At 63.1% G+C, this 19963-nt stretch carries 26 protein-coding genes; all 26 read right to left on the bottom strand.

The genetic code is table 11. The features are described from left to right. On the bottom strand, positions 1-218 hold a 218-nt coding region (locus HQL56_06935; protein ID MBF0309246.1), incomplete at its 3' end, for a hypothetical protein. Between the two features lies 1 nt (position 219). Further along, entirely contained in the window at positions 220-801 is a 582-nt protein-coding gene (locus tag HQL56_06930) for a hypothetical protein (protein MBF0309245.1), read from the bottom strand. An 11-nt stretch (positions 802-812) separates the two neighbouring features. Continuing rightward, entirely contained in the window at positions 813-1622 is an 810-nt protein-coding gene (locus HQL56_06925; GenBank protein ID MBF0309244.1) for a hypothetical protein, read from the bottom strand. Then, positions 1619-2086, bottom strand: coding sequence for a hypothetical protein (locus HQL56_06920; protein ID MBF0309243.1), 468 nt, complete (start codon positions 2084-2086; stop codon positions 1619-1621). Before HQL56_06920 ends, HQL56_06925 begins: the two co-directional genes overlap by 4 nt. Next, positions 2080-2733 (bottom strand): hypothetical protein, encoded by a 654-nt coding sequence (locus HQL56_06915; protein MBF0309242.1) that lies wholly within the window; start codon positions 2731-2733, stop codon positions 2080-2082. Before HQL56_06915 ends, HQL56_06920 begins: the two co-directional genes overlap by 7 nt. A 41-nt stretch (positions 2734-2774) precedes the next feature. Beyond that, positions 2775-4037, bottom strand: coding sequence for a hypothetical protein (locus tag HQL56_06910; GenBank protein ID MBF0309241.1), 1263 nt, complete (start codon positions 4035-4037; stop codon positions 2775-2777). After that, positions 4034-6094: a hypothetical protein gene (locus tag HQL56_06905; protein ID MBF0309240.1), complete on the bottom strand. Its 2061-nt coding sequence runs from the start codon at positions 6092-6094 to the stop codon at positions 4034-4036. The genes HQL56_06910 and HQL56_06905 overlap by 4 nt, the downstream gene beginning before the upstream one ends. Beyond that, the gene (locus HQL56_06900; protein ID MBF0309239.1) at positions 6094-6789 is read right to left on the bottom strand and encodes a hypothetical protein; all 696 of its coding nucleotides are present in this window, start codon (positions 6787-6789) and stop codon (positions 6094-6096) included. The genes HQL56_06905 and HQL56_06900 overlap by 1 nt, the downstream gene beginning before the upstream one ends. Further along, the gene (locus HQL56_06895) at positions 6786-7463 is read right to left on the bottom strand and encodes a hypothetical protein (GenBank protein ID MBF0309238.1); all 678 of its coding nucleotides are present in this window, start codon (positions 7461-7463) and stop codon (positions 6786-6788) included. Before HQL56_06895 ends, HQL56_06900 begins: the two co-directional genes overlap by 4 nt. A 26-nt stretch (positions 7464-7489) precedes the next feature. After that, positions 7490-7936, bottom strand: coding sequence for a hypothetical protein (locus HQL56_06890; GenBank protein MBF0309237.1), 447 nt, complete (start codon positions 7934-7936; stop codon positions 7490-7492). Positions 7937-8255: 319 nt separating this feature from the next. Next, complete coding sequence (locus tag HQL56_06885; protein ID MBF0309236.1) at positions 8256-8786, bottom strand: hypothetical protein; 531 nt, start codon at positions 8784-8786, stop codon at positions 8256-8258. 32 nt (positions 8787-8818) lie between these two features. Next, complete coding sequence (locus HQL56_06880; protein MBF0309235.1) at positions 8819-9850, bottom strand: N4-gp56 family major capsid protein; 1032 nt, start codon at positions 9848-9850, stop codon at positions 8819-8821. A 76-nt stretch (positions 9851-9926) separates the two neighbouring features. Next, a complete protein-coding gene (locus tag HQL56_06875; protein ID MBF0309234.1) occupies positions 9927-10778 on the bottom strand; it encodes a hypothetical protein in 852 nt (283 codons plus the stop codon). 77 nt (positions 10779-10855) lie between these two features. Further along, complete coding sequence (locus tag HQL56_06870; protein ID MBF0309233.1) at positions 10856-11044, bottom strand: hypothetical protein; 189 nt, start codon at positions 11042-11044, stop codon at positions 10856-10858. A gap of 1 nt (position 11045) precedes the next feature. Beyond that, a complete protein-coding gene (locus HQL56_06865; GenBank protein MBF0309232.1) occupies positions 11046-13115 on the bottom strand; it encodes a hypothetical protein in 2070 nt (689 codons plus the stop codon). After that, complete coding sequence (locus HQL56_06860) at positions 13115-14593, bottom strand: hypothetical protein (protein ID MBF0309231.1); 1479 nt, start codon at positions 14591-14593, stop codon at positions 13115-13117. The genes HQL56_06865 and HQL56_06860 overlap by 1 nt, the downstream gene beginning before the upstream one ends. Continuing rightward, positions 14511-14996 (bottom strand): terminase small subunit, encoded by a 486-nt coding sequence (locus tag HQL56_06855; protein MBF0309230.1) that lies wholly within the window; start codon positions 14994-14996, stop codon positions 14511-14513. The genes HQL56_06860 and HQL56_06855 overlap by 83 nt, the downstream gene beginning before the upstream one ends. Positions 14997-15004: 8 nt before the next feature. Next, a complete protein-coding gene (locus HQL56_06850) occupies positions 15005-15229 on the bottom strand; it encodes a hypothetical protein (GenBank protein MBF0309229.1) in 225 nt (74 codons plus the stop codon). Further along, positions 15222-15410, bottom strand: coding sequence for a hypothetical protein (locus tag HQL56_06845; GenBank protein ID MBF0309228.1), 189 nt, complete (start codon positions 15408-15410; stop codon positions 15222-15224). Before HQL56_06845 ends, HQL56_06850 begins: the two co-directional genes overlap by 8 nt. A 1-nt stretch (position 15411) precedes the next feature. Next, the gene (locus HQL56_06840) at positions 15412-15906 is read right to left on the bottom strand and encodes a hypothetical protein (GenBank protein MBF0309227.1); all 495 of its coding nucleotides are present in this window, start codon (positions 15904-15906) and stop codon (positions 15412-15414) included. 204 nt (positions 15907-16110) lie between these two features. After that, a complete protein-coding gene (locus HQL56_06835; GenBank protein ID MBF0309226.1) occupies positions 16111-16839 on the bottom strand; it encodes an ATP-binding protein in 729 nt (242 codons plus the stop codon). Then, positions 16836-17756 carry a DUF1376 domain-containing protein gene (locus tag HQL56_06830; protein ID MBF0309225.1) on the bottom strand — a complete coding sequence of 307 codons (921 nt, stop codon included), beginning with the start codon at positions 17754-17756 and terminating at the stop codon, positions 16836-16838. The genes HQL56_06835 and HQL56_06830 overlap by 4 nt, the downstream gene beginning before the upstream one ends. Next, positions 17753-17968: a hypothetical protein gene (locus tag HQL56_06825; GenBank protein MBF0309224.1), complete on the bottom strand. Its 216-nt coding sequence runs from the start codon at positions 17966-17968 to the stop codon at positions 17753-17755. Before HQL56_06825 ends, HQL56_06830 begins: the two co-directional genes overlap by 4 nt. A 20-nt stretch (positions 17969-17988) precedes the next feature. Further along, entirely contained in the window at positions 17989-18378 is a 390-nt protein-coding gene (locus HQL56_06820; GenBank protein ID MBF0309223.1) for a VRR-NUC domain-containing protein, read from the bottom strand. Then, the gene (locus HQL56_06815) at positions 18375-19790 is read right to left on the bottom strand and encodes a DEAD/DEAH box helicase (protein ID MBF0309222.1); all 1416 of its coding nucleotides are present in this window, start codon (positions 19788-19790) and stop codon (positions 18375-18377) included. Before HQL56_06815 ends, HQL56_06820 begins: the two co-directional genes overlap by 4 nt. After that, positions 19790-19963 (bottom strand): hypothetical protein (locus tag HQL56_06810; GenBank protein MBF0309221.1); only part of this gene is annotated, 174 nt, incomplete at its 5' end. The genes HQL56_06815 and HQL56_06810, both read right to left, overlap by 1 nt.

Here is a 19963-nt window from a genome sequence, read left to right as displayed (position 1 = left end):
CCCATCCCCTCGAAGTACTGCCTCTGCTCCTTCGCCTTGTTTTCCGCATCGATGGTTCCCTTGAGGCGGGTGTTGGCCTGGTCCATCTCGGCGCGATACTTCTCCCGCGCCATGAGGCCTTCCTGTTCCAGGCGCTTTTTACCCACCTCTTTCGCTCCCTCGCCGAGGCCCTCAAAGCCACCGGCAAGGCCGTATGCCAGAAGTCCATACCCACCCATGTCAGCCCCTCCCGCCCATCATCTGACGAAGTTGCCCGGAGCGGTCCATCTGCTGAATCCGACCCAAATCGTCCTGCACCGTCTGCGGGTTGATCTCGCCGGACTGCCCCTTCATGTCTCCGTACAGATCCACCGCTTTGAAGAAGGCCTGCTCCAGTTGCTGTTCGTTGAAGCGGGCCACACCCTTTTTTTCGGCGAGATCGGCGATTTCTTCCAACAGCGCCTTGCCGCCGTGCATCAGCACATCGCCGGAGAGCGGCTTTCCGGCCTGTTTGGCCGACTTCTCCAGGGTATCCACCAGCATGACGGTGGTCCGCGCCAACCCGTCGACCGGATCCCCGGCGGCGATGCGCTCCAGAATGGCCTCCGGCCCGCCCTTCGGGCCGTAGATCGCCTTGTAGCCGTTGTCGACGAAGCCTTCGTATTGCGCCTGCTCCTCCGGGGTGACGTTCGAGGCCTCCTCCTCTCCCGCCATGACGGCGGGGTTTCCGGTGGTGGCTCCCGGCGGTTGACGCATTCCACCCCAGCCCGGAGGTTGCGTACCGGAATGCGGTGCGCCCATATCCAACAGACCCCTGTTCATGATCGTCTCCTTCAGGCCCGGTAGAGCAGGCTGTTCGGTGCCACAACACCCCGGTAACTGGCACTGAGTTGTTCCTGAGTCCGCCGTTGCTCTGCCAGTTTCTTGTCAAGCATCTCTTCTTCATTCTTGGCGGTGAAGTAACTTCCGGCCCCCTTGGCGACACCGCCAAGCACCTGCCCGCCAAGCATCATCTTTTCGGTGTTGGTCATGCCGGAGAGGCCGGAGGACAGCAACCCTTGCCCCTGGGTGGGATCCTGGGGCAACGGCGTGGCGGGAGCGACTTTCGCCAGCCAGTCTCCTTTCCCGGCCATTTTCTGAACATAACCGGCACTGCTGGACATGTCCGGTGGGGCCAGACCAGCCGTCGCGTCACCGATGCCTGTTGCCGCCCCGGTCGAGGTTGCCCCGGTCGTGGCCGCTCCGGTCGGCACATTCATGTAGCCAGTCACGCCGCCCGTAACCGCGCCCATGGCCGCACCGGTGAGCATCCCCTTGCCGATGTTGCCACCCGTGAGGGCGGAGGTGGCTCCTCCGATAATGGCTCCCGTCGCAGCCTGGGTTGCCGCTCCGGCAATGATGCTTTGGGCCGTTGCGCTCAACCCCAAACTGCTTGCCGCCGAGGCGGCCATGGATCCGAAAGAGGCGGTTGCCCCTCCCGCCGCCGCTGCCCCTCCCGCCGCGCCGAAACCCGGCATGGCGAAAGCCGCCGTGCCAAACGAGAAATAGATGGCCGCCGCCGCAATGACATAGGGAGCCACCTTCTTGGCCACCTTGACCACCGACTTGAACGCCTTGCCGATCGAACTCACCACACCGCTCATCGAACGATCCTTTCCTGGTAAATGCCGCCGATCAACTTCAAGCCCGCCCGTTCGTAGAGCCTGCCCACCCGTTGCCAGTCGCCCACCTGGGAGCCGAGCTGCATGGAAATGACCACCACCTCCGTTCGGGCTCGGGCCCATTGCAGAAAGGCCTTCAGCATCTCCCGCCCGCACCCCATTCCCTTCTCCTCGGAAACATAGAAGAGCCGGTCCGTGGCGGCCATGGCCTTGGCCCAGCCGTAGATTCTCCCCACCTCGCCAAGCAGCACGCCGACGATTTCCCCCCTGTCGTTCTCGGCCACCCGCAGGAAGCGGTTTGGCGAACGCATGCTGGCCAGCAGTTCCTGGTTGAACAATCCCGTATCGAACTCCACATCGGCGAACGGTGTCCTGGCCAACGCCTCCAGGGCCAGCTCGCGAATGGCGGGGATGTCTCCCGCCCGTGCCTGCCGCAGGATCACCATGTCATTTGCACCCCGGAGAAGAGGTTGGCGATCTGTATGTCCTTGGCGCGGATGTTGGAGATGTCGTTGATCTGCTGCTGCCGGGTCGGGGCGTCCAGATTGGTGTTGGCCATGATGGCGTTATAGCTGTCGGCATAGTTTTTCTCGAAGGTCGCCACCGACTGCAGCGTCGTCTTGTTCTGTTCCGCCGCGAGGGCCTTCTCCTTCAACGCCGTGTCGGCCCCCACCTTGAACTGCTCCAGGGACATGGTGTCGGCGGCATCCTGCTTCTTGAGCGCTGCATTGTGTTGATAGCCGATGTCGAGCAATCCGGCCTGATGCTTGTAGCCCTGATCGGCCAGTTTTGTGTCCTGGTCGAATTTCTGAGTTGAGATGTGCTGCTGCTGCCCGAAATCCTGAAAGGAGAGGTTTTTCGCAGCCGTCTGACTGGCATCCTGCTGGGCGATGGGCAACGCCGCCTGAATGGCCGCCGACTCTCCGGCCTGAACCCCCATGGAGGAGTTCATCAAGCCACGGCTGTTCGCGGCGGCCAAACCGCGCTGTTTGGCCTGGGTCAGATAGGGTGAACCCACGCCGAGCAGCCCGGTCATGTTTTTTGCGACGGAGTCCTCCTCCGGCTTCCAGGTGCCATCCGGATTAAACGGCATGGTCGTTCTCCTTTACCGTACTGATCTTGTTTGGCATTTCTCTACGCCACGCGATATCCGGAAAAGCGGGTGGTGTAGCCCGCGCCCACGGTGACATCCGCATCCTTGGCCCCGCCAGCCACCGTGTAGGTGACATAGGCCGTATCGCCCGCATCCATTTTGCAGGTGACGGAGGCGGTGAAATAGGCGGTGCCGGAGACGTTGACGTTTCCTGGATGGTAATCGACCAGGGCCAGGGTGAAGTTGGAGGTGACCAGGTTGAGCTGCAACCCGGTCTTTCCGGCCAGACCGGAACACTCCACGCAGACATCGAAGTGGAAGCAACCGGTGACCGGCGCTGTGAAGACGTTCGGCGAATAGTCGGCATTGTCGTCGAAGTCTTCGGTTCCGAAAGGCACGGTTATTGTCGTTCCATCCCCTGTTTGATTGGCCAGTCCGGTGGTCTCTCTGGCGAAGAAGTTGGACCACGAACTCCGCACCGGCGTCCGCGAGGGCGAAACCATTTGGAACTGGGTGCCGTCGTAGACGACTTCCACCACGTCGCCGGAGGCGATATCCCCCGCGACCAGGGGTTGTCCCTGTTTTTGGATGGCTTTGGCGGACAGGCCGTTTACAGCCAGGGTGCAGGCGCCGGTGTTGGTGTTGGCCGCTTTGAAGAGGAAGCGCATATAGCGCACATAGGTCAGAATGGCCGGGGTTGGGGCAATGGCGCAGGCATTGGTGGTTCCGGTGTCGTCGCAACCAACGATGACCGCTGCGCCGGCCAGAGTGGCGCTGGCGGAAGCGGAGGAAGCAGAGGTGGCGGCAGCGGAAGCGCTGGCGGAAGCGGAGGAAGCGGAGGTGGCGGCAGCGGAAGCGCTGGCCGAGGCAGCGGCAGCACTCGCCGCCGCCTCGGTGGCCAGAGCTGCAGCGTTGGCCACCTGGAAGTTTGTCCCGTCGTAGCGCAAATCGACGATCTGTCCAGCCACGATATCATTTGCGACCAGGGAGGAGCCGTCGTGCCGTTTGAGTGCCTTGGCCCCCAGGGCGTTGACATTGATGGTGACAGGTCCGGTATTGGCATACACGGCCAGGAAGCAGACATGCAGGCCGGCGGTGTAGGTCACGGTTTCCGGGAGGGTGACGGTGACCACATCAGCGGTTCCTCCCACGGATGAGGCGTAGCAGACGCGATCCGCGTTGAGAACCTCCTCATCGGGCACCTTGTCGAAGGCGGCCTGCGTCGCGCTGGCCAGGTCGGCGAGATGCTGCGCCCGGGCGTTGGTGTGTGCCGATGGTGGGGTGTAGATCAGAGGAATGGTCACCGCAATCCCCTCCTGGAATAGGTGAAGGTGATGCCGTGGAAGATGTGAGGATCTTCGTAAGTCGCCTGAGAGACCACGGTGATGGAGATGTTGTTGCCCGAGCCGCGCAGCTCGCAGACGGCGGTTCCTTCGGTTGGGGACGACCATAAAAAGGCGTCCCAGTTGGCCTCGCTCCAGAAGCCTCCCCCACCCCGCACATCGAACTCCCGCAGCGTGCCGCTGATACCGGAGTCGCCGTAGGCGTATTCGGCGGTCATGCCCAGGCGGGTGCCGCTGGCGGCGTCCACCTCCAGAACGGCCTTGTGGAACCGTTTGTTGAAGCTGGGGCTGCCCATGTGGTTGAAGGCCAGCCGGGCGAAGGCCGACACCTCGCTCCCGTCGAAGCTGGTCCCGGCCTCCATCTCGTAGACGAAGCCGTCATCGGAGCCGAAGAGCAGTACCTCGTTTCCGGAGGCGTCCTCTCCGGAGCAGGCGCAACGCACCACCTTGCCGAGGTTGAAGAGGCCGCAGCGGGGCACTTTGCCCCCCAGGTAGATGGCGAGCCCGCTGCCGTCGGAGAAGAACAGGCGATAGTGGTTTTGGGAGCGCACCCGCATGGAGCCGGTGGCTGTGACGCCTGCTTTGCGTTTTGCGTCCAGCCAGGGTTGTACCATGTCGGAGACGCCACCCATGCCGAAGTCGCCGAAAGCAGCGGTGGTGGAGAGTCTGCGCACCCCCAGATCATCCAGATGGAGGGGCTGGGCGATCTTCTGCGCGGTCCACTCCACCGCGCCGGAATCGGAGGTGATGACGGCGAGAACGAAGTCGTCCGCGCCGGTACCGGACAACTGGCAGACCTTGTTGCGTCCGTAGACGATCAGGCTGCCGGCGTAGTCCGGGATGAACCCGGTGATCTCCTCGCCGATGCCGATCTCCCCCGCCCCGGTCAGCACGCTCCACTGGCAAGGCTCTCCCAGGGAAGAGAACTGCAATGATCCCCCCGGAAAGGCCAGAAACAGGTGGTTGCGATGCACGGCGATGTGGTTGGGCTGATCGGTGGTCATGCCGGTGCGAATGGGCGTGAAGGTGGTGCCATCCCACTCGAAAGCGGTGCCGACGCCATTGCAGCCGTAGAGGCGGAAGCGGTCGGAAGAGCCGTAGAAGTTGTGGTTGACGAAGTCGTAGCGCCCGCCGGGTGGCAGGGTGATGGCGGCTTGCGCCCCGCTGGCTTTGGCGGAACCGCTGGCGCTGGTGATGGTTTCGGCGGCCTGAAAGGTGCCGCTCGGGGAGTGGACCACCAGATATCCGGCGGCATCCGCCGTGCCCCAGGCCCCGGAGGTGACGATGACACGTTTGACGGTGGCGGTGGCCCCGGAGGTGCCCCCCGTGACAGTCTGCCCCTCGGCGAAGGCGGCGCTGCCCAGGGTGAAGTCGAGGGTGTAACCCAGACTCACCGAAGCCCATCCGGAGGTGGTGGATTTGAACATCTGCCCTGCCGTGGCTCCGGCGTTGTCGCGGAAGGCGTAGCGGATGCCGTTGTAGACCCAAACCCCCCGAATCGGGCCGGAACCGGAGAGGCTGCCGATATCGGACCGGGTGGCCTCGATGGCGGCACGCAGCCAGGTGGTGTTGTCGCTGTCGTTGTCGGCTCCCCGGTTGGCGGCAACGCCATCGGCGAAACACTTGGTCACACCGGAAACACGCAGGGCCTCGTTGTCCTGAAAGGTGCCGTTGAGGTTGAACAGCACCAGGTACCCTGCCGCATCCCCGCCGCCGTAGCTGCCGCTTGCGACCACGGCCCCGATCAGGGCCTCGGCGGTGGCTGCGGAGGTGCCCCCGGCGACGATATCGCCCTGGGCGATGGCAGCGGTAGCGGCATCAAATCTCAACACCCAATAAGAGGCCTTGGAGGGAGCGGGCCTGCCGTCGCAGCGCTCGAAGCCCGGAATGCGCTGATAGCCGCGCTGGATCGGCAGATAGTTCTCCACCTCGATGAGGTTTCCCGCCGGGGTGCGAATGGCCGGAGAGATGCGGTCCAGCCCGCCGTCGAGGGAGAAGAACTTGGTTTCGTGGGCCATTACGCCAGGGCTCCGCCGATGCGAGGTTTGGGAAGTTGATCCATTTCCAGATCGCCCAGGGCGGTCAGGTACTGCATGAAGACATCGGCCACCAGAGTACGGGCGGCCTCGTCCTGTCTGGCGAATTTATCGGTGGCCAGCAGGGCGATGACCCGGTGATGTCGGGCCGGACAGCCCGGCACATCACCGTTGGCGGCCAGCACCTGCGGAGCGGCCCGATACTCCCCGCGCAGGTGGTAGATGCCGTCCGGAATCGGCCCGAGACAGAACTCATTCTGCGGGCTGATGGAAAAGTGAACCGGCCTCCCCTGATCCTGAACCCCCCTGCCGTAGTAGCGACGGTAGAGATCCCACTCCACGAAACCGATCGGCCCTTCGTCCGCCACCCCGGTCGACTCGGCGTAGAGGGTCATGTTTCCCGGCAGGGTGATCCAGTTGGCCAGATCGGAGATGTTCCAGGAGCCGCTGGTGTATCGGGCGGTACCGGCGGTGGTCAGAGGGGTGGCCGCTTCCGGGAACTCCTTTTGCAACCACAGCCACCCGACATGCTTGTTCTGGATCTCCAGCCAGGCCTCCGCCACCAGGACGACGATATCCGCCAGCCTGCCGGTTTGGCCGACGACACTGGTCGGCAGCAGGCCGTCCACCACACCGGTGGCGCGGGCCACCTCCTGGCAGAGTTGGAGGTAGGTCACTCTTCAAACCCCTCATCGGCATAGGTTTCGAGTTCACCGCTCACCCTGCCGCATTCGACCTCGAGGACATTGAAATGGTATGCCGGCACCTCGCGAGAGGTGATTTCCGGGATTTTGGTGTCATCTTCACCCGGCTCCTGCTCGTAGACCACCTTCACGGCGTTGCTGAGGGCCGCGGTCAGGAACGGCAACCTTACCCGTTGGGGAGTAGCACGCTTCACGATGATCGGCGTGCCGTTGACACTCAGGAAAACGGGCTTGTCGCCATCCTTACCTTCCACCGTGGGGATAATGATGGTCACGAACGGTTGAAGAGCCCATGGGATTTTTGCCTGGCGATAGATCTCCCCGTCGTTGCCGCGCAAAATGTGGCCGTTTGGTTCGCGGTATTTATCGGGGAAGGTGGTATCGCTCTCCTTGAAGAAGAGGGAGCCGCCATCAGCGAGGTAGAGACGCTCATGCAAATGGCGTTTTCCGGGGCTCTTTTCGCTGGCTGGCACGCTCTTGGGGGCATCCTCCCTGACCTCGATGGTCTCCTCGTCATACCCGGAATCCCGAATGCGCCGGACCAGATCGGTGATCTTGCAGGTTTGGGGAACCTCCAAACCCAGGTGGGTAATGGCGAAGTGGCGCAACTGGGCGGCGGTGGCCTTGTCGATGGCGATTTGCGGCATGAAACGAACTCCTGGAATGCGGTGGTTTAGACGGTGGCCGAGAAGGGCGTGGCCTCTGTGCCGGTGGCGGCGCCACGGACATCGACATGCCACAGATTGGCGGCGATATCCTCGATGACGGCCAGAGCGCCCCGATAACCCCCGGTGGTGGTGCCGTTGAGGGTGATGGTGTCGTCGCTGGCCCCGGCGGTGAAGGCCGATACGGAGGAGTCGGTATCGTTTTCCCAGAATGCCGATCCGGTAATCACGTCCGAGGCGTTGGCCACTTTGATGACCAACCCGACCGAAGTGATGGTGGTGCCGACGATGATACGGAACCGCGCCCCGGACCCGGTGGCGGCGGGCAGGGTAATGGTTGACCCGTCCGCCTTGTTGACGGTGATGGTCTTGCCGTCGTGGGTCGCCTCGGTGAGGGAAAGGGTGGCCGCCGTGAGGTTGACCAGTCGCCCGGAGGTATCGCAGGCACGGTTGATTTCGGAGGCGGTTGCGGTGATGGCGGTTCCGGCCCCGGAGCCGAGTTTCAGGCCGCCATCAGCCACCACCAGGGTATCGAGGTTTTTGTTGCTGCCGAGAATGGCCGCTTTGGAGGCGGTGGCGGTCCCGGCGGTTGGGCCGATGCGGTCCAGGATCTCGCGCATCAGGGTTTCCAGGTCGTTTCGGCTGCCCCTGGCGGCCTGACCGGCCCGGTTGATCAATTCGCTTAACACGAAAGCCATGAGTGAAGCTCCTTTTCAGGTAGTGGCCGGGGTATCGGTTCGCGACACCCCGGCCTTTCCGGACGAAGCACCTCGATCAGGAGGTGCGCAGGGCCACGATGGCCAGCAGTTTGGCGTCCTCGCTGATGCCCGATCCGATGGTGATGCCCGGTGCGGCGGTGGCCGAACCCAGATAGGCCGAGATGCCCGTATCCGAGGCCACCTCGGTATCGATGTCCTGACCCGGCGTGGACAAGGCGGCCCCGGTGGCGTCGTTGGTCGAGGTGGAACCCTGGTAATAGATGTTTTCCGAGGTGAAGGTACCGGTCACCGAGTTGGCGTCGATAATGAGCGTTCCCGCCGCATCGCCGCCCGCCCAGGTACCGGTATCGGCCAACACCTTCACCACCCGTGCGGTGGCCCCGGAGGTGGCCCCGACGATGATATGTCCCGCCTTCAGCTCATTGGTTCCGCCGGAACTGAAGGCCATGGTCTTGCTCGACGGGTAGCCGATATTGATCACATCCCCATCGGTGATGTTGGTGACGAAGACGACTCCGGGCACAAATCCCAGGGAGACATCCAGCGCCGCACCCGTGCCGTAAGCCCAGTCAAGTTTGTGTTCCATTCACTCATCCTCCTTCATGCGTCATGCAGAACTTACTGTTTGGTCGCGGCCACTTCCAAGCGAGCCATCCAGGCCTCGTTGAGGATTCCCGCACCAAACCGCCACTTCGACCCGACAAAGCCTCGCTGATTGAGCGGATCGCTCTTGGACATCATGTCAACCGGGATGATGATCGGTTCGATGGAGGCGTTGTTCAGGCCCATGTTCGCCTTGAGGCTGATATAGGCGTAGGCCTCGCGGGCAAAAAACACGACGGGATAGACATCCGCCGAGGTTCCGGAGGAGGAGATCATCTCCGTTCCGGAACCGGACTTTGCGCCACCCGCATCGATGAAGGGGGTGAGATCGGGAGACATTACGAAGCGCACGCTCTCCAAACAGCCAAGCTCGTATTCGCTGAGGGCGCTCCGTTGCCCGTATTCCGCGACCGGCGTAAATCCGGGCAAGGCCCGGATGTCTTGCTCGCAGTTGGTGTGACACACCGCCACGAAGGAGGCCTCGATCGGCCGGGTGCCGAAGTCGGGGGAACCGCTCTGGATGGACGTGATCTTCTTGGCCTTCTGGGCGTTCAGGGCCCGGATGACGGCCTGCACCTTGGTCTTGGAGATCGGGGTGTTGACATCGGTACGCGCTGATCCGTTGGCCAAAAACACGTTTGTCCCAGCCCGGAGAACCCCCCACAAAATGGCTTCGTTGCTGGCGACGACGTGTTCACCCTCCAAAGTGATCAGGTCATCCTTGACGAAAACGCCGTAGGGGTCGATGTCGAGTATTTCGTCCGAGATCGGCACTACGTGACCGTAGGGCAGGATCTGGATGCGTTTGTTGGTGTAGCGAATGGTGTCGCCGGAGGGGGTGATGCCCTCCACGAGAGGCGTCGGGTTGACGGCATAGGGTTCGGCCCGGCGGAATTCGGTGGTGTCGCCGTTGTTTTTGGGAATGGTCTTGCTCATGCCAAACTTCTGCAGCACCTCGTACACCACACCCCGCGAAAGGGCCTTCTTTTGGAAGTGGATCACCGTGCGGCGATCCGGTGCGATATTGGCTCGTGTATTCAGGTTCATGTTGAATCTCCATCTTGGAGGCATGCCGGGCATGCCCCCGTGGGATAGGAACGCCTCACGGCGCGCTTTTTAAGGTTCAGACCGGTATCTGGTCCCAGATTGTTCTGTCATCCTGTCCCGAGAGTTCCGGCTGTCGGGAGACCCGGTCCGGAATGGTTCGGGCGCCCTTCTTCTGCAGTGCCCGCCTTGCGGCGAGCGGGTTGTTGCTGGTCATCGACTCCTTGTATCGGGTCAGCAGGTCCGAGGTGGCGTGCAGATCCTTGCCGGCCACCGCCAGACGCAGGTACTCCGGGGCCTTGGCGAAGTAGGCTTGGAAAGCCTCCGTGCGCACGATCTCGTGGCGGTCGGGGTGTATCCGCGTCAGCTCGTCCGCCAGGGCCTGCTCAACCTCCCACTGGTCCCTTGCGGACTGGTCGGAGGAGATGGTGCTGGCGACGGAGTCGAAACGCGCCAGACGCTCTTCGTAGGCGGCCAGTCGCTTATCCATGGCGTCGAAGAGTTCCGGATAGGCCTCGCGGGCGCTCTGGTACTCCTTGTCCGGATCCTGCTCTTTTCCGGCTGGCTTGGACGCCGCCATGGATTTTTTCAGGGCTTCATTTTCCCGTCTTTCCTTGTCGAGCGCCCGTTGCAGCCCGCTGATAGTCCCCGAGAGACGCCGGAAGCCCTCTTCCGTGAACTCGGGCTCCTTCTTCCGGGCATCGGTCGAGGGCTTTCCCTCTTCCGAGGCCACATTCTCCGCACGCTCCTCCGGGGGCTCGGTCTGGTCTGGTGCGGTCTCTTCCGGGCCAGCCTGATCCTCACCTGCGGTGGATTGTCCGTCATCACTCTCCCCACCAACGTCCAGGCTGTCCCAAATGGCCCGGTCGCTGGGGGTCTCGTCGGCCCCGTCGGGGTGGACGTCTTGTTCTTCCGTCTTCTGCACTTTCATCGTCATCTCCTGGTGGTGGCCCCTCGCGGGGTGACCGGTTCAATCTCCGGGGGAACAGAGTCCTGCGGAGGGTGCGACTATGACTTGGGCGGCTGTAGCAGGTCTTCCAACTCCCGCAAGGCCGCGAGAAGGCCACGGTGAAACTCGGTGTCCGTCGGGGAGACGCCCCGCTGCGTCAGGACGGCCAGGGAGGCGTCGCGCCGCGCATCGAGCCAGGCTTTGATCCTCTTACGGGTGCCGGAATCTCGGTCGATGTCATCGTCCATGTCACATCCCCTGTCCCATGGTTCCAGCGGCCTTTTCCCGGCCCACACCGATTTCGGCGGCAATCGCTCTTTCTTCGTGCGCGATCTTATCCTGGTGCATCCTTTGCCTCAGAGACATGTCCTCCACCTTGATGCCGGTCTCCGCCTCCAACCGGGCCATGACGGCCTGGTAGTTGATCCTTGCCACCTCCAACCGGCTCTCGGCGTCCAGTTTGGCGATCTGCAATTGCACCTGCAGCTTGGCCATCTCCGGCTCGCCGCCCTGCTGGCCCTGCTGAGTCTGCTGGGTCTGCTGGGTCTGCTGCTGGGCAGCCTGCTGGATCTCCTCGTCGGTGAGGACGATATCATCCGGGGAGAGCATCATGGACTCGATCCACTTGCGCAGCACCGGGGCCGACTTGAGGAGCTGCCCCACCACGGGATGTCCCGCGAAGTTGAGAATGGCCATCAGGTTCTGCGCGGTCATACCGCGCTCCATCAACACGGCGGAACCCCTGGCCTCGATCTGGAAATCGCCCTTGACGGACTCGTCCTCGCCGAACTGCATGTTCCATTGGTAAATCCGGTCGATGCACGGTTTGGTGATCGAGTCGTCGAAAGCGACAACCACCTTGCGGATGCGCCGGTTGGTGGCGTTAAGCAACATCGACATGCCCGAGGCGGTGGTGGTCGACTGCCCCTGCTCGCCTTGAGCCAGCTCGGTGATGGAGGTCTCCAGGTCCATGAAGCGCAGGAACATCATGGCCATGGCGGTCAGCTCGGCCTGATGCGAGGGGATGTCGTAGGAGCGGATGGCCGGTTTATTGGGTTCCGCCTCGCGTTTTCGGCGAAAGACCTTGCGAGGGGTGATGGTCCATTCTTTGTCAGCCGGTACGGCGACTGACTCGTCAATTTCGATCATCGGTCCGGAGGAGAGTCCGGCGTTGTTCATCAAGGTGCGCACCGCAGCGGAAAACCCGGTCTGGGAGTCGCGCATCATGCGGGGCACGCCGATACCCCAGAATCCGTAGGGGTCACGCTCGAAGCAGAAGGCGGAGTAGATGTGATCCTGGGAGTCGAGGGGGTTGATGTCGATATTGAAAACGGTAGTCTCGCAAAACCAGACGACCACCGGCACTTCCAAGAGGGGGTCGTCGGTCTTGGACATCTCAGTCATGATGTCCTCTCGACCAAGGCAGGCGCAGAGGGTGGTCAACTCCTCGTCCTCCAGACAGCCGTGGTACTCCCAGACCTGGTAAAAATGGTCTTCCGGGAGAGTCTCCCCGGAAGTTTTGGCCTCGGCGCTGAAGGCTGTTTGCCCTGCGGATCCCGGTTTGGAGCGCAGCACGTTGCGAATGGCCTCCTTGTCGAAACCATCCATCCTGGCCAGCTCACGGAGCTGCTTTCGGGTCATGGGGTGGCGCTCGAAGAAGTCTTCGCTTTCATCGATGCTTTTGGCGTTGGGAGAGGGGAAAAAGTTGCACGGGTCAACGCGCTTGAAGACCGGCTTCGCGGTGTCGGATTGGATGATCATTTCCCAGCCAAAATCGGTTTGCACGAAGCGTCTGAGCGGTTTGTCCTGTCGGATGATCGGCCCTTTGAGGATGCCGGTGCCGAAGAGGGTGGCGTCCTGGATGACCATGCGGCACTCCCCGGCGTAGTCGCACTCGGTAAGCTGGTCATCGATGACGGAGGACATCTTTCCGGCCTTGGCTTTGGCCTCTGCGGGATCGATGCGCTGGCCGTTCTGGCCTTGCGGCACAGGGGTGGGCACGATGCCCCAGTTGCGTTGGTTGGCCGGGAAGAGCATCTCCAAAATAGATGCTGAGGCGGTTTCCGTCTTGGGGCGGGTGATATTGAGGAAGAGCCCGGACTCCTTGCATTGGGCGAAATTTGCTTCTTCGGCGGCACTGTACTCGCCGCTGTATTGCAGGTAGTCTTCTGCCCAGCGCGACTCGGTGGCGGCCTTGGCTCGCAGCCGTCTTTGGGCCTCCCGCTGCAACCGGGAGACAATAACGACAGCGGCCTCTTCCAGACTCCTACGGTCGGCCACCACATCGTCCTGTTCCTGGTATGCCGCTGCGTAAGACATCAGATTCCGGCCCTCCCCCAGTTGCGCGGCGCTATCATTGGTCTGTCCACTGGCTTGGTGACAGCCATCAACAGGCACATGATGGCGTATCGCCAGGCATCCATTTCGTGATCGTCCTTTTTGACCACCCGGCCTTTCTCGTCGCGGGAGTAGATGCGCATCTCGCGCAACAGTCCCGTGCAGTTGGCCATGATCTTGAGCTTGCCGGTGTTGAGCCGGGTCAGCACGGCGGCGATGCCCGCCTCCACGGCATTGTCGGCTTTGATGACACGCAAACCGAGTTGCCTGTACATCTCGAATAGCTGCTTGCCGTCGGACTGCTGCGAGCCCATGGAGGCCGGGTCGATGGCCACCGGGATCCACTCTCCTCGTGTTTTGATGGCGGTGGCGTGCAGCACATACTCCTGCTGGCTGCTGGTGTACTCGGCGTAGACGTAAGCCGTGTCACAGTCCCTGTCCCAGGCCACCCAGACGGCGGCGGTCTTGTTCCAACCAGGATCCAGGCCGCAGATGCGGGGCCAGTGGGCCGGGATCGGGAAGGAGTCACAGACCACATCGGCCTCATTGACCGGGTAGATGGCCCCGGCGCCGACCTGCGGCACGCCCTTGGAGCGTGCATCCCGCAAATGCGGAGGTGTGGCCTCCCGGATCATGGCCTTTTCCGTCTCGGTGAGATGGGGCACATCCTCCCAGGTGGCTGTGACGGTAGCCTTGCCTGCCTTGGCATCCTCCCAGGCCCAGTCTTTGCCGTTGCCCACCTGTCGCGCCCCATCGTTGCGGAAGAAGCCAAGCACCACCCTGGTCAATCCCTTGAGCGGCGTGAAGGTCAGCATGAGGATGCCGCCTCCCGGTCGTCGCGGGGTCTCCATGATACGGATGGTGCACTCGCCGTAGATATCCTCCGGCACCTCCTCGTCGCACCAGATGACATCCAACTCCGAGCCCTCGAAGGACTCCCGGCCCTGGTCGTAGGACTTGAAGGTCAGCACGCTGACCCCGCCCGACTTGTGCCGCACCATCACCTCTTTGACCGCTCCCGGCACACCCGGCATTGGCGTGGTGTCGAGGATCCAGTCTCCGGGGATGAGCCCCTGCCCCCGTTTGCCCTCACCCCCCAGCATCTTGGTCTGCAGGATGGTCTTGGTGGTCTCGCGGGTCTTGCCCACAGCCCAGGCCACCACGGGCCGGTCAAACCGTCTGCCCTGCCACCACTCCGGATACTCGCCGGTCAGGTGCAGGGTCATCTCGTAGCCGCCTGTCCCCTCGGTTTTGCCGATGCGGTTGGCGGCCAGAAAGCATCGTTGCCTGTTTGTGGCCCCAAGCCGGAAAAACTCGATGTGCTTGGGGTACAACTCCCGCCGCAGTGGCCCCGTATCGGGGTAGTAGGTCCAGAGCCTACGCCTGGCCTGCCGCCGGCGTAGCTCGGAGAGCAAGACCGGCAAGGGTGGCCGGATTGAGTCCGAGGTCAGCAAGGTCACGACGGATTGCCTCCTCCAGGTCCTTGTCCGACATCTCCTCCGCCTTGGCCCTGATCTCCCTCTTGGTCACCCGCAGTCCGGAGAGGATGCCCAGCTCGCGCACCCCGGCAATCATTCCAGCCGAGTCCTTCTTCTCCCGAGCAATCCCAACCGCCTCCCGCGCCAGGTTGACCAGCTCGTCCATGGTCACCTCGTGGCGCTGGGCCACCTCCGCGCCAAGCTGGGCGATACGCGCCGCAACCGGGGGCCGCAGGCGCACATTCCTGGCGCCGTTGGTGATGGCCTTGTCTGACATCTTGCCGGTGGAGTAGACCCTCCTGAAGGCTTCGGACCCGCTGCGCGTTACGAGGTAGGCCTGGCAAAAGGCCTCCTCTTTTGGCGTCAAAGGGCGGGTGGCGTCCATGGCGCTGGTCATCCGGGGAAAAAGTGTCTCGCGACCATAAAAATGCCACCGCCACCGACCGTGCCACCGACCGTGCCACCGGCGAGGCCGTACAGGGCGGCCTTGACCTCGACGGCGCGCAAGCGTTCGTCGATTCGATTGACCCAGGATGTCATTTCTTCCTGCCGACGGAGGATCTGGTCGAGGGTACCCAGGATCCGTCCAAGCTGGAGAAGGATATCCGGCTCATCCATTGCCGCGCTCCTTGCCGAAGATGCCCCAGAGGACGGCGACTCCCCCCGCCACCTGGGCCACGGTCGCGGAGACGGCCTCCGGATCGTGCCCGGTGAACAGGGCGATGGCGGCCCCGATGGAAGCCCAGGAGGAGGGCTCGCGCAGCCGGGCGGTGATGTAGGGGTGGAGGATGAAGCTCATGTCATTTGCCCCCCATGACGCGCTGCCAGTTGGCGATGTACTCCTCGACGGTCCCGGCCCCTTTGGGGGTGTTGTAGTAACGCTTCCAGTAGGCGGCCTGCCCGGCCAGGTCACCGGCGGCGGGCAGGGACATCGGCTGGCGGAAGTAGTGTGCCCGCGCCATGGCGCAGGCGTAATCGAGGTCGCTGACCAAGCGGTCCGGGTGGCGAAAGGTGGTACCGTGCCCGGCATCGAGGATGAGACCGCCCAGAGACGGCTTGAAAGCCAGGAAGTTGCTCCAGATGTCGTCATGGGTGGCGGGCTCCATCTGCCACAACCCCAAGGCGGGACCGCCGCCGATCTGGTGGAGAAACCGCAACCCAGACTCCTGGATGGCGGTGCCGAGGATCAGCTCCTCGGCGGCCTTGGAGTGCAGCCCGAGACGCTCCAGGCAGGGCCGGATGACGTAGGTGACAAGCTGGTCGGGGTCAAGGCCGTTGCGTTGAGGAGTGGGCATGCCGGGTCTCCGGGTTTGGGGTGGCGCGAAGGTGACGTTAAAACCGAACGCCTTGACCGTAACCCGAAGTTTCGAAAAAGGGGAAGCGAAGAAAGGGGGTTGAAATGGGAGAAACGTGCATGACCGGGTCATGCACGCTTTTCTTCAAATGGGGTAAAATATTGGCAGACTATTTGCTTATACCGTTTCCCGCTTTTCGAACCATCATTTTACCATCGTCCTGCGATAGTCCGGCCAGACGCAGACCAGGGTCACGGCTCCCTCCTGCACTCTGGACCAGGCCCGATCCCCGATGGAGGCCGCCACCTCATCCAGGCCCCTGTTGCTGATGAGAATCGTCGGTCTTTGTGCTGCGTACCGCTCGTCGAGGATCTGCGTCAGGATCCGCGCTGCGGAGTCGGTCTCCACCTGCATGCCCAGCTCATCGAGACAGAGCAGGTCGGGCCTGCTGTAACGCTCCACCGCCTCGCGGACGGTCCGATCTTTGGAGCGATAGACATCCTGCACCGTCTGCACGGCAGACGCTGCGGTAGTGTAGCGCACGGCATCGCCGCGCCGCATGCGCTGCAGCAGGATGGCGCTGGCCAGATGGGTCTTTCCGGTGCCGGTAGTCCCCACCAGGATCAGGCACCGTTCCGGGCTGGAGGCGTAGCCCCGGCAGACGGAGACCGCCTGGACCTGTCCGGGGTGTGTCATCCGGTACCCGTCGAGTGTGGCCCCGGCGAAAAGAGCCTCGATGCCGCTCGCCGCCAGCCCTCTGCGAAACCGCTCCTCCCTCTCCGCTGCCTCCGTCAGCATCGCCCGGTCCTGCCGCTCTGCCTCGCACCCTGGGCAGATGACCCGCAGCCGCCCGGAAAATCCGCGAATGGGCTGGCCGGTGTAGGGACCGTGCCGTTCACACCGTCCGCCGATGGGGATGACCTCGGCGCTCATGGCTGCACCCCCCTCCCCCATCCAGTAGGGATCGAGGTCTTGCCGTAACGTCTCTCGATCTCCTCCGGGGTCATCTCCTCGGCCTTTGGCACGCTGGCTGCCTTGGGTGGTGACCGGGTGGTTGCTGGTGGATCACGCTGCTGCCGCACCCAGTTGCGCCAGGTGGCGTACCAGTCGGTTTTGGTTGCGCCCTGGCCTGCCTTGCCGTGCCAGTAGTCGGCAAACGCTGCGGCCACCTGGTCGATGTAGCCTGCCGTCCAGGAGGGTTTTTCCGCCGTGGTCCAGTCTCGCCAGACTGGGGGTAGCTGCCAGTCTGTCGGCAAACGTGTGCCTTTCGTGGCCCTCTGCGGTTGGTGCGGCGCGTCAGCGTGGCACAACTCTTTTGACTTATTACTGTCACTGTCACTGTCACTGTCACTGTCAGGCGGGACAGAGACGTTCCGTCCCCGTCTTTGTGACGCTGCTGTCCCCGTCCTGTCCCCGTCGTGTCCCTGTCCTGTCCCCGTCTCCGTGGCGTCTTTTTCCTTCTGTTTTTCGCGCCACTTGGCTTTCCGGTCCCTGTCCTTGAGACGTCCTTCCCACGCTTTCACCGCCTCAGATGAAAGAAACTTGTGGTATATTCTGCCATCCGAGCAACGGACGAATCCGTGGAGGGCCATTTCACGAATTTTTCGCCACGCTGGGAGGTTGCGCCCATAACCTGCGAGATTGGCGAGTATGCGGTCGTCATCGGGCAGGCTTGCGGCTGGCACCTGGTTCCAGGCCTTCCACCACAGAATCATGGCGGCCCGGAACTCGGCGTCGGAGCAGAGACTGTAGAAGTCCGAATCAAAGAGCCTCGCCCCGAAGAGAGGCATGAAATCGTAGCCTCGCAAGTCCACCTCAGCCGAAACCAACGGCTCTGTCGAGTCGCTCATGACATATTCCCCTCTCTCAGCATCCGCCTCACATGCCCCAGTGACATCCCCGTTTTCCGCGCCACCATCCCCGCGATATCCCTCTTGCGCCGCCCTCTCCCCACCATTCCTTCGGCCATCTCCACCACCCTCATCCGCACCTCGTCCGCCTTATGCTGACGTCTCTCGACGGCCTCTGCGGCGAGACGGGCCATGAGGACTCGCAGAGTCATGACGCAATCGGGCTCGACCATCAGCCACCCTCCCCGATGATCGCCAGGGCCTCTTCCACGCTGGTGGCGAAACCGGCCATGCCGCCGAACTGGCGGGCCTTTTCCAGGAAGTTCTTCTGGTCGTCGGGTCGTTTTCCTTTTGGAGTCTTGACCTCGATGGCCAGGAAAACCCCCACCTCCTGGCCCACCATATCGGGGGTGATGACCACCCGTTTGAGGCCGATCAGGTCCGCGCCGCCGGGTGCCAGGCCGGTTTCCACGCGCCGGGGGTGTGCCAGGGTGACGGAGAAACCATTCTGTTCGGCGATGAGGCCATGCCAGGCCACGCCCCGGTGGTTGCGGAACAACCGGGTGTCGGTACGCCCTCCCAGGGTGAATTCGATGGCGGTCTGAATCTGGGCTTCGGTCATTCGGCGCTCTCCCTGGGGGCGATGGCATAGGCGATTTTCGGCCCCACAATCGCGGCCAGACGGTGCGTGACCCAGCCGGGCTTGTAGCCTTTGGCCTTGGCTTGGGCTTCGAAACGGGCCTTCAGGAGGCGGGCCTTGTTCATTTTCTGCGCCTCCGGATCCACATGATGCACCTCGGCCATCTCCCCCTGCTCGTCATGGCGCGGATCGGATCGCCCTTCGACACCCGCACGCTCGAAGCCGCACTGGGGGCACGTCTTGGTGCCTGCCAGCATGACGGCGAAACAGGACTCGCACCGGGTGACGGCCAGAACCTTTTCGCCCTTGCGGGTGCGGCGTGGGGCCTCCAGGCTCCATTCGCGGTTCTGGTCCGGCAGGCCGTGGGAGTAGACCAGCCCGGCATGATCCAGGATGCGGGCTTCGGCCTTGCCGGGGTGGGTGCGCAGCACACGACCGGCCATCTGCAGAAAGAGCCCGGTGGACATCGTGGGGCGGGCCATGATGCAGCAAGCCGCCCTGGGCATATCCCAACCCTCGGTCAGCACCATGACGTTGGCCACCACCTGTAAGACCCCGCTGGCCAGGTCCCGCAGGATCCGCTCGCGCTCCGGGGTGGGGGTCTCCCCGTCGAGGTGGGCGGCGCGAATCCCGGCATCCGTGAACGCCCGGGTGATGGTCTGGGAGTGGGCCACGGAGACGGCGAAACAGACGGTCGTCACTCCTTGGCCGAGTTTCTGCCAGGTGGAGACCAGATTGCCCACCAGTTTGGGCTGGTTCATCAGGTCAGCCAGTTGCCTCTCGTCGTAGTCCCCGCGGGAAACGCGCAGGCCGGAGAGGTCCAGTTTCTCGGGAGCCCACACCCTGGGCGGCACCAGATAGCCCTGGTCGATCAGGTCGCGGATTTTGGCCACCTCGACCAGCTCCTCGAAGATCTCTCCCAGGCCGCGCCCGTCGGAGCGTTCCGGGGTGGCGGTCAGGCCGATGACGTAGGCCTCCGGCCAGTTGTCAAGAATGGCTTGATAACTGGCGGCGGTGGCGTGGTGGCACTCGTCGAGGATGATCAGGGAGGGTTGCAGAGGTGTCTTTTCCAGGCGACGCGCCAGGGTGGGCACAGAGGCCACCTGCACGGTCTGCCAGGGCTGCACCCGGTGATGGTCCGCCATGATGATGCCGTGGGCAATGCCCACGGCATCGAGCTTCGCGGAGGCCTGATCCACCAGTTCGCGACGCGGGGCCACGAAGAGGGCCTGGTGGTTTTTGGCCACCGCCCCCTGAATGAGCCGGGAGGCGATGATGGTCTTCCCGGCCCCGGTGGGAGCCACCGCGACGACGCGCTTCTTGCCTGAGCGCATGATCTGGCGCATCTGGTCGATGGCCGCTGACTGGTAGGGCCTTAGGGAGATGTCCGTCATCAGCTTGCCCAGGTCAGCCGTTTGTGGATCATCCGGCACCGCTCCACGTCCCCGGCGCAGTAGGAGGAGACATCCTTGATGCGACCCGCCTTGACATAGTCCCACACCAGGCTGCCGTCGATCTCCTCCCCGATCTCGGATCCTTTGCCGGGCAGACGCATCACCCGACACAG

The organism is Magnetococcales bacterium (assembly GCA_015231925.1).
Classification (GTDB): Bacteria; Pseudomonadota; Magnetococcia; order Magnetococcales; family JADGAQ01; genus JADGAQ01.
This window is presented reverse-complemented; position numbering and strand designations above follow the sequence as displayed.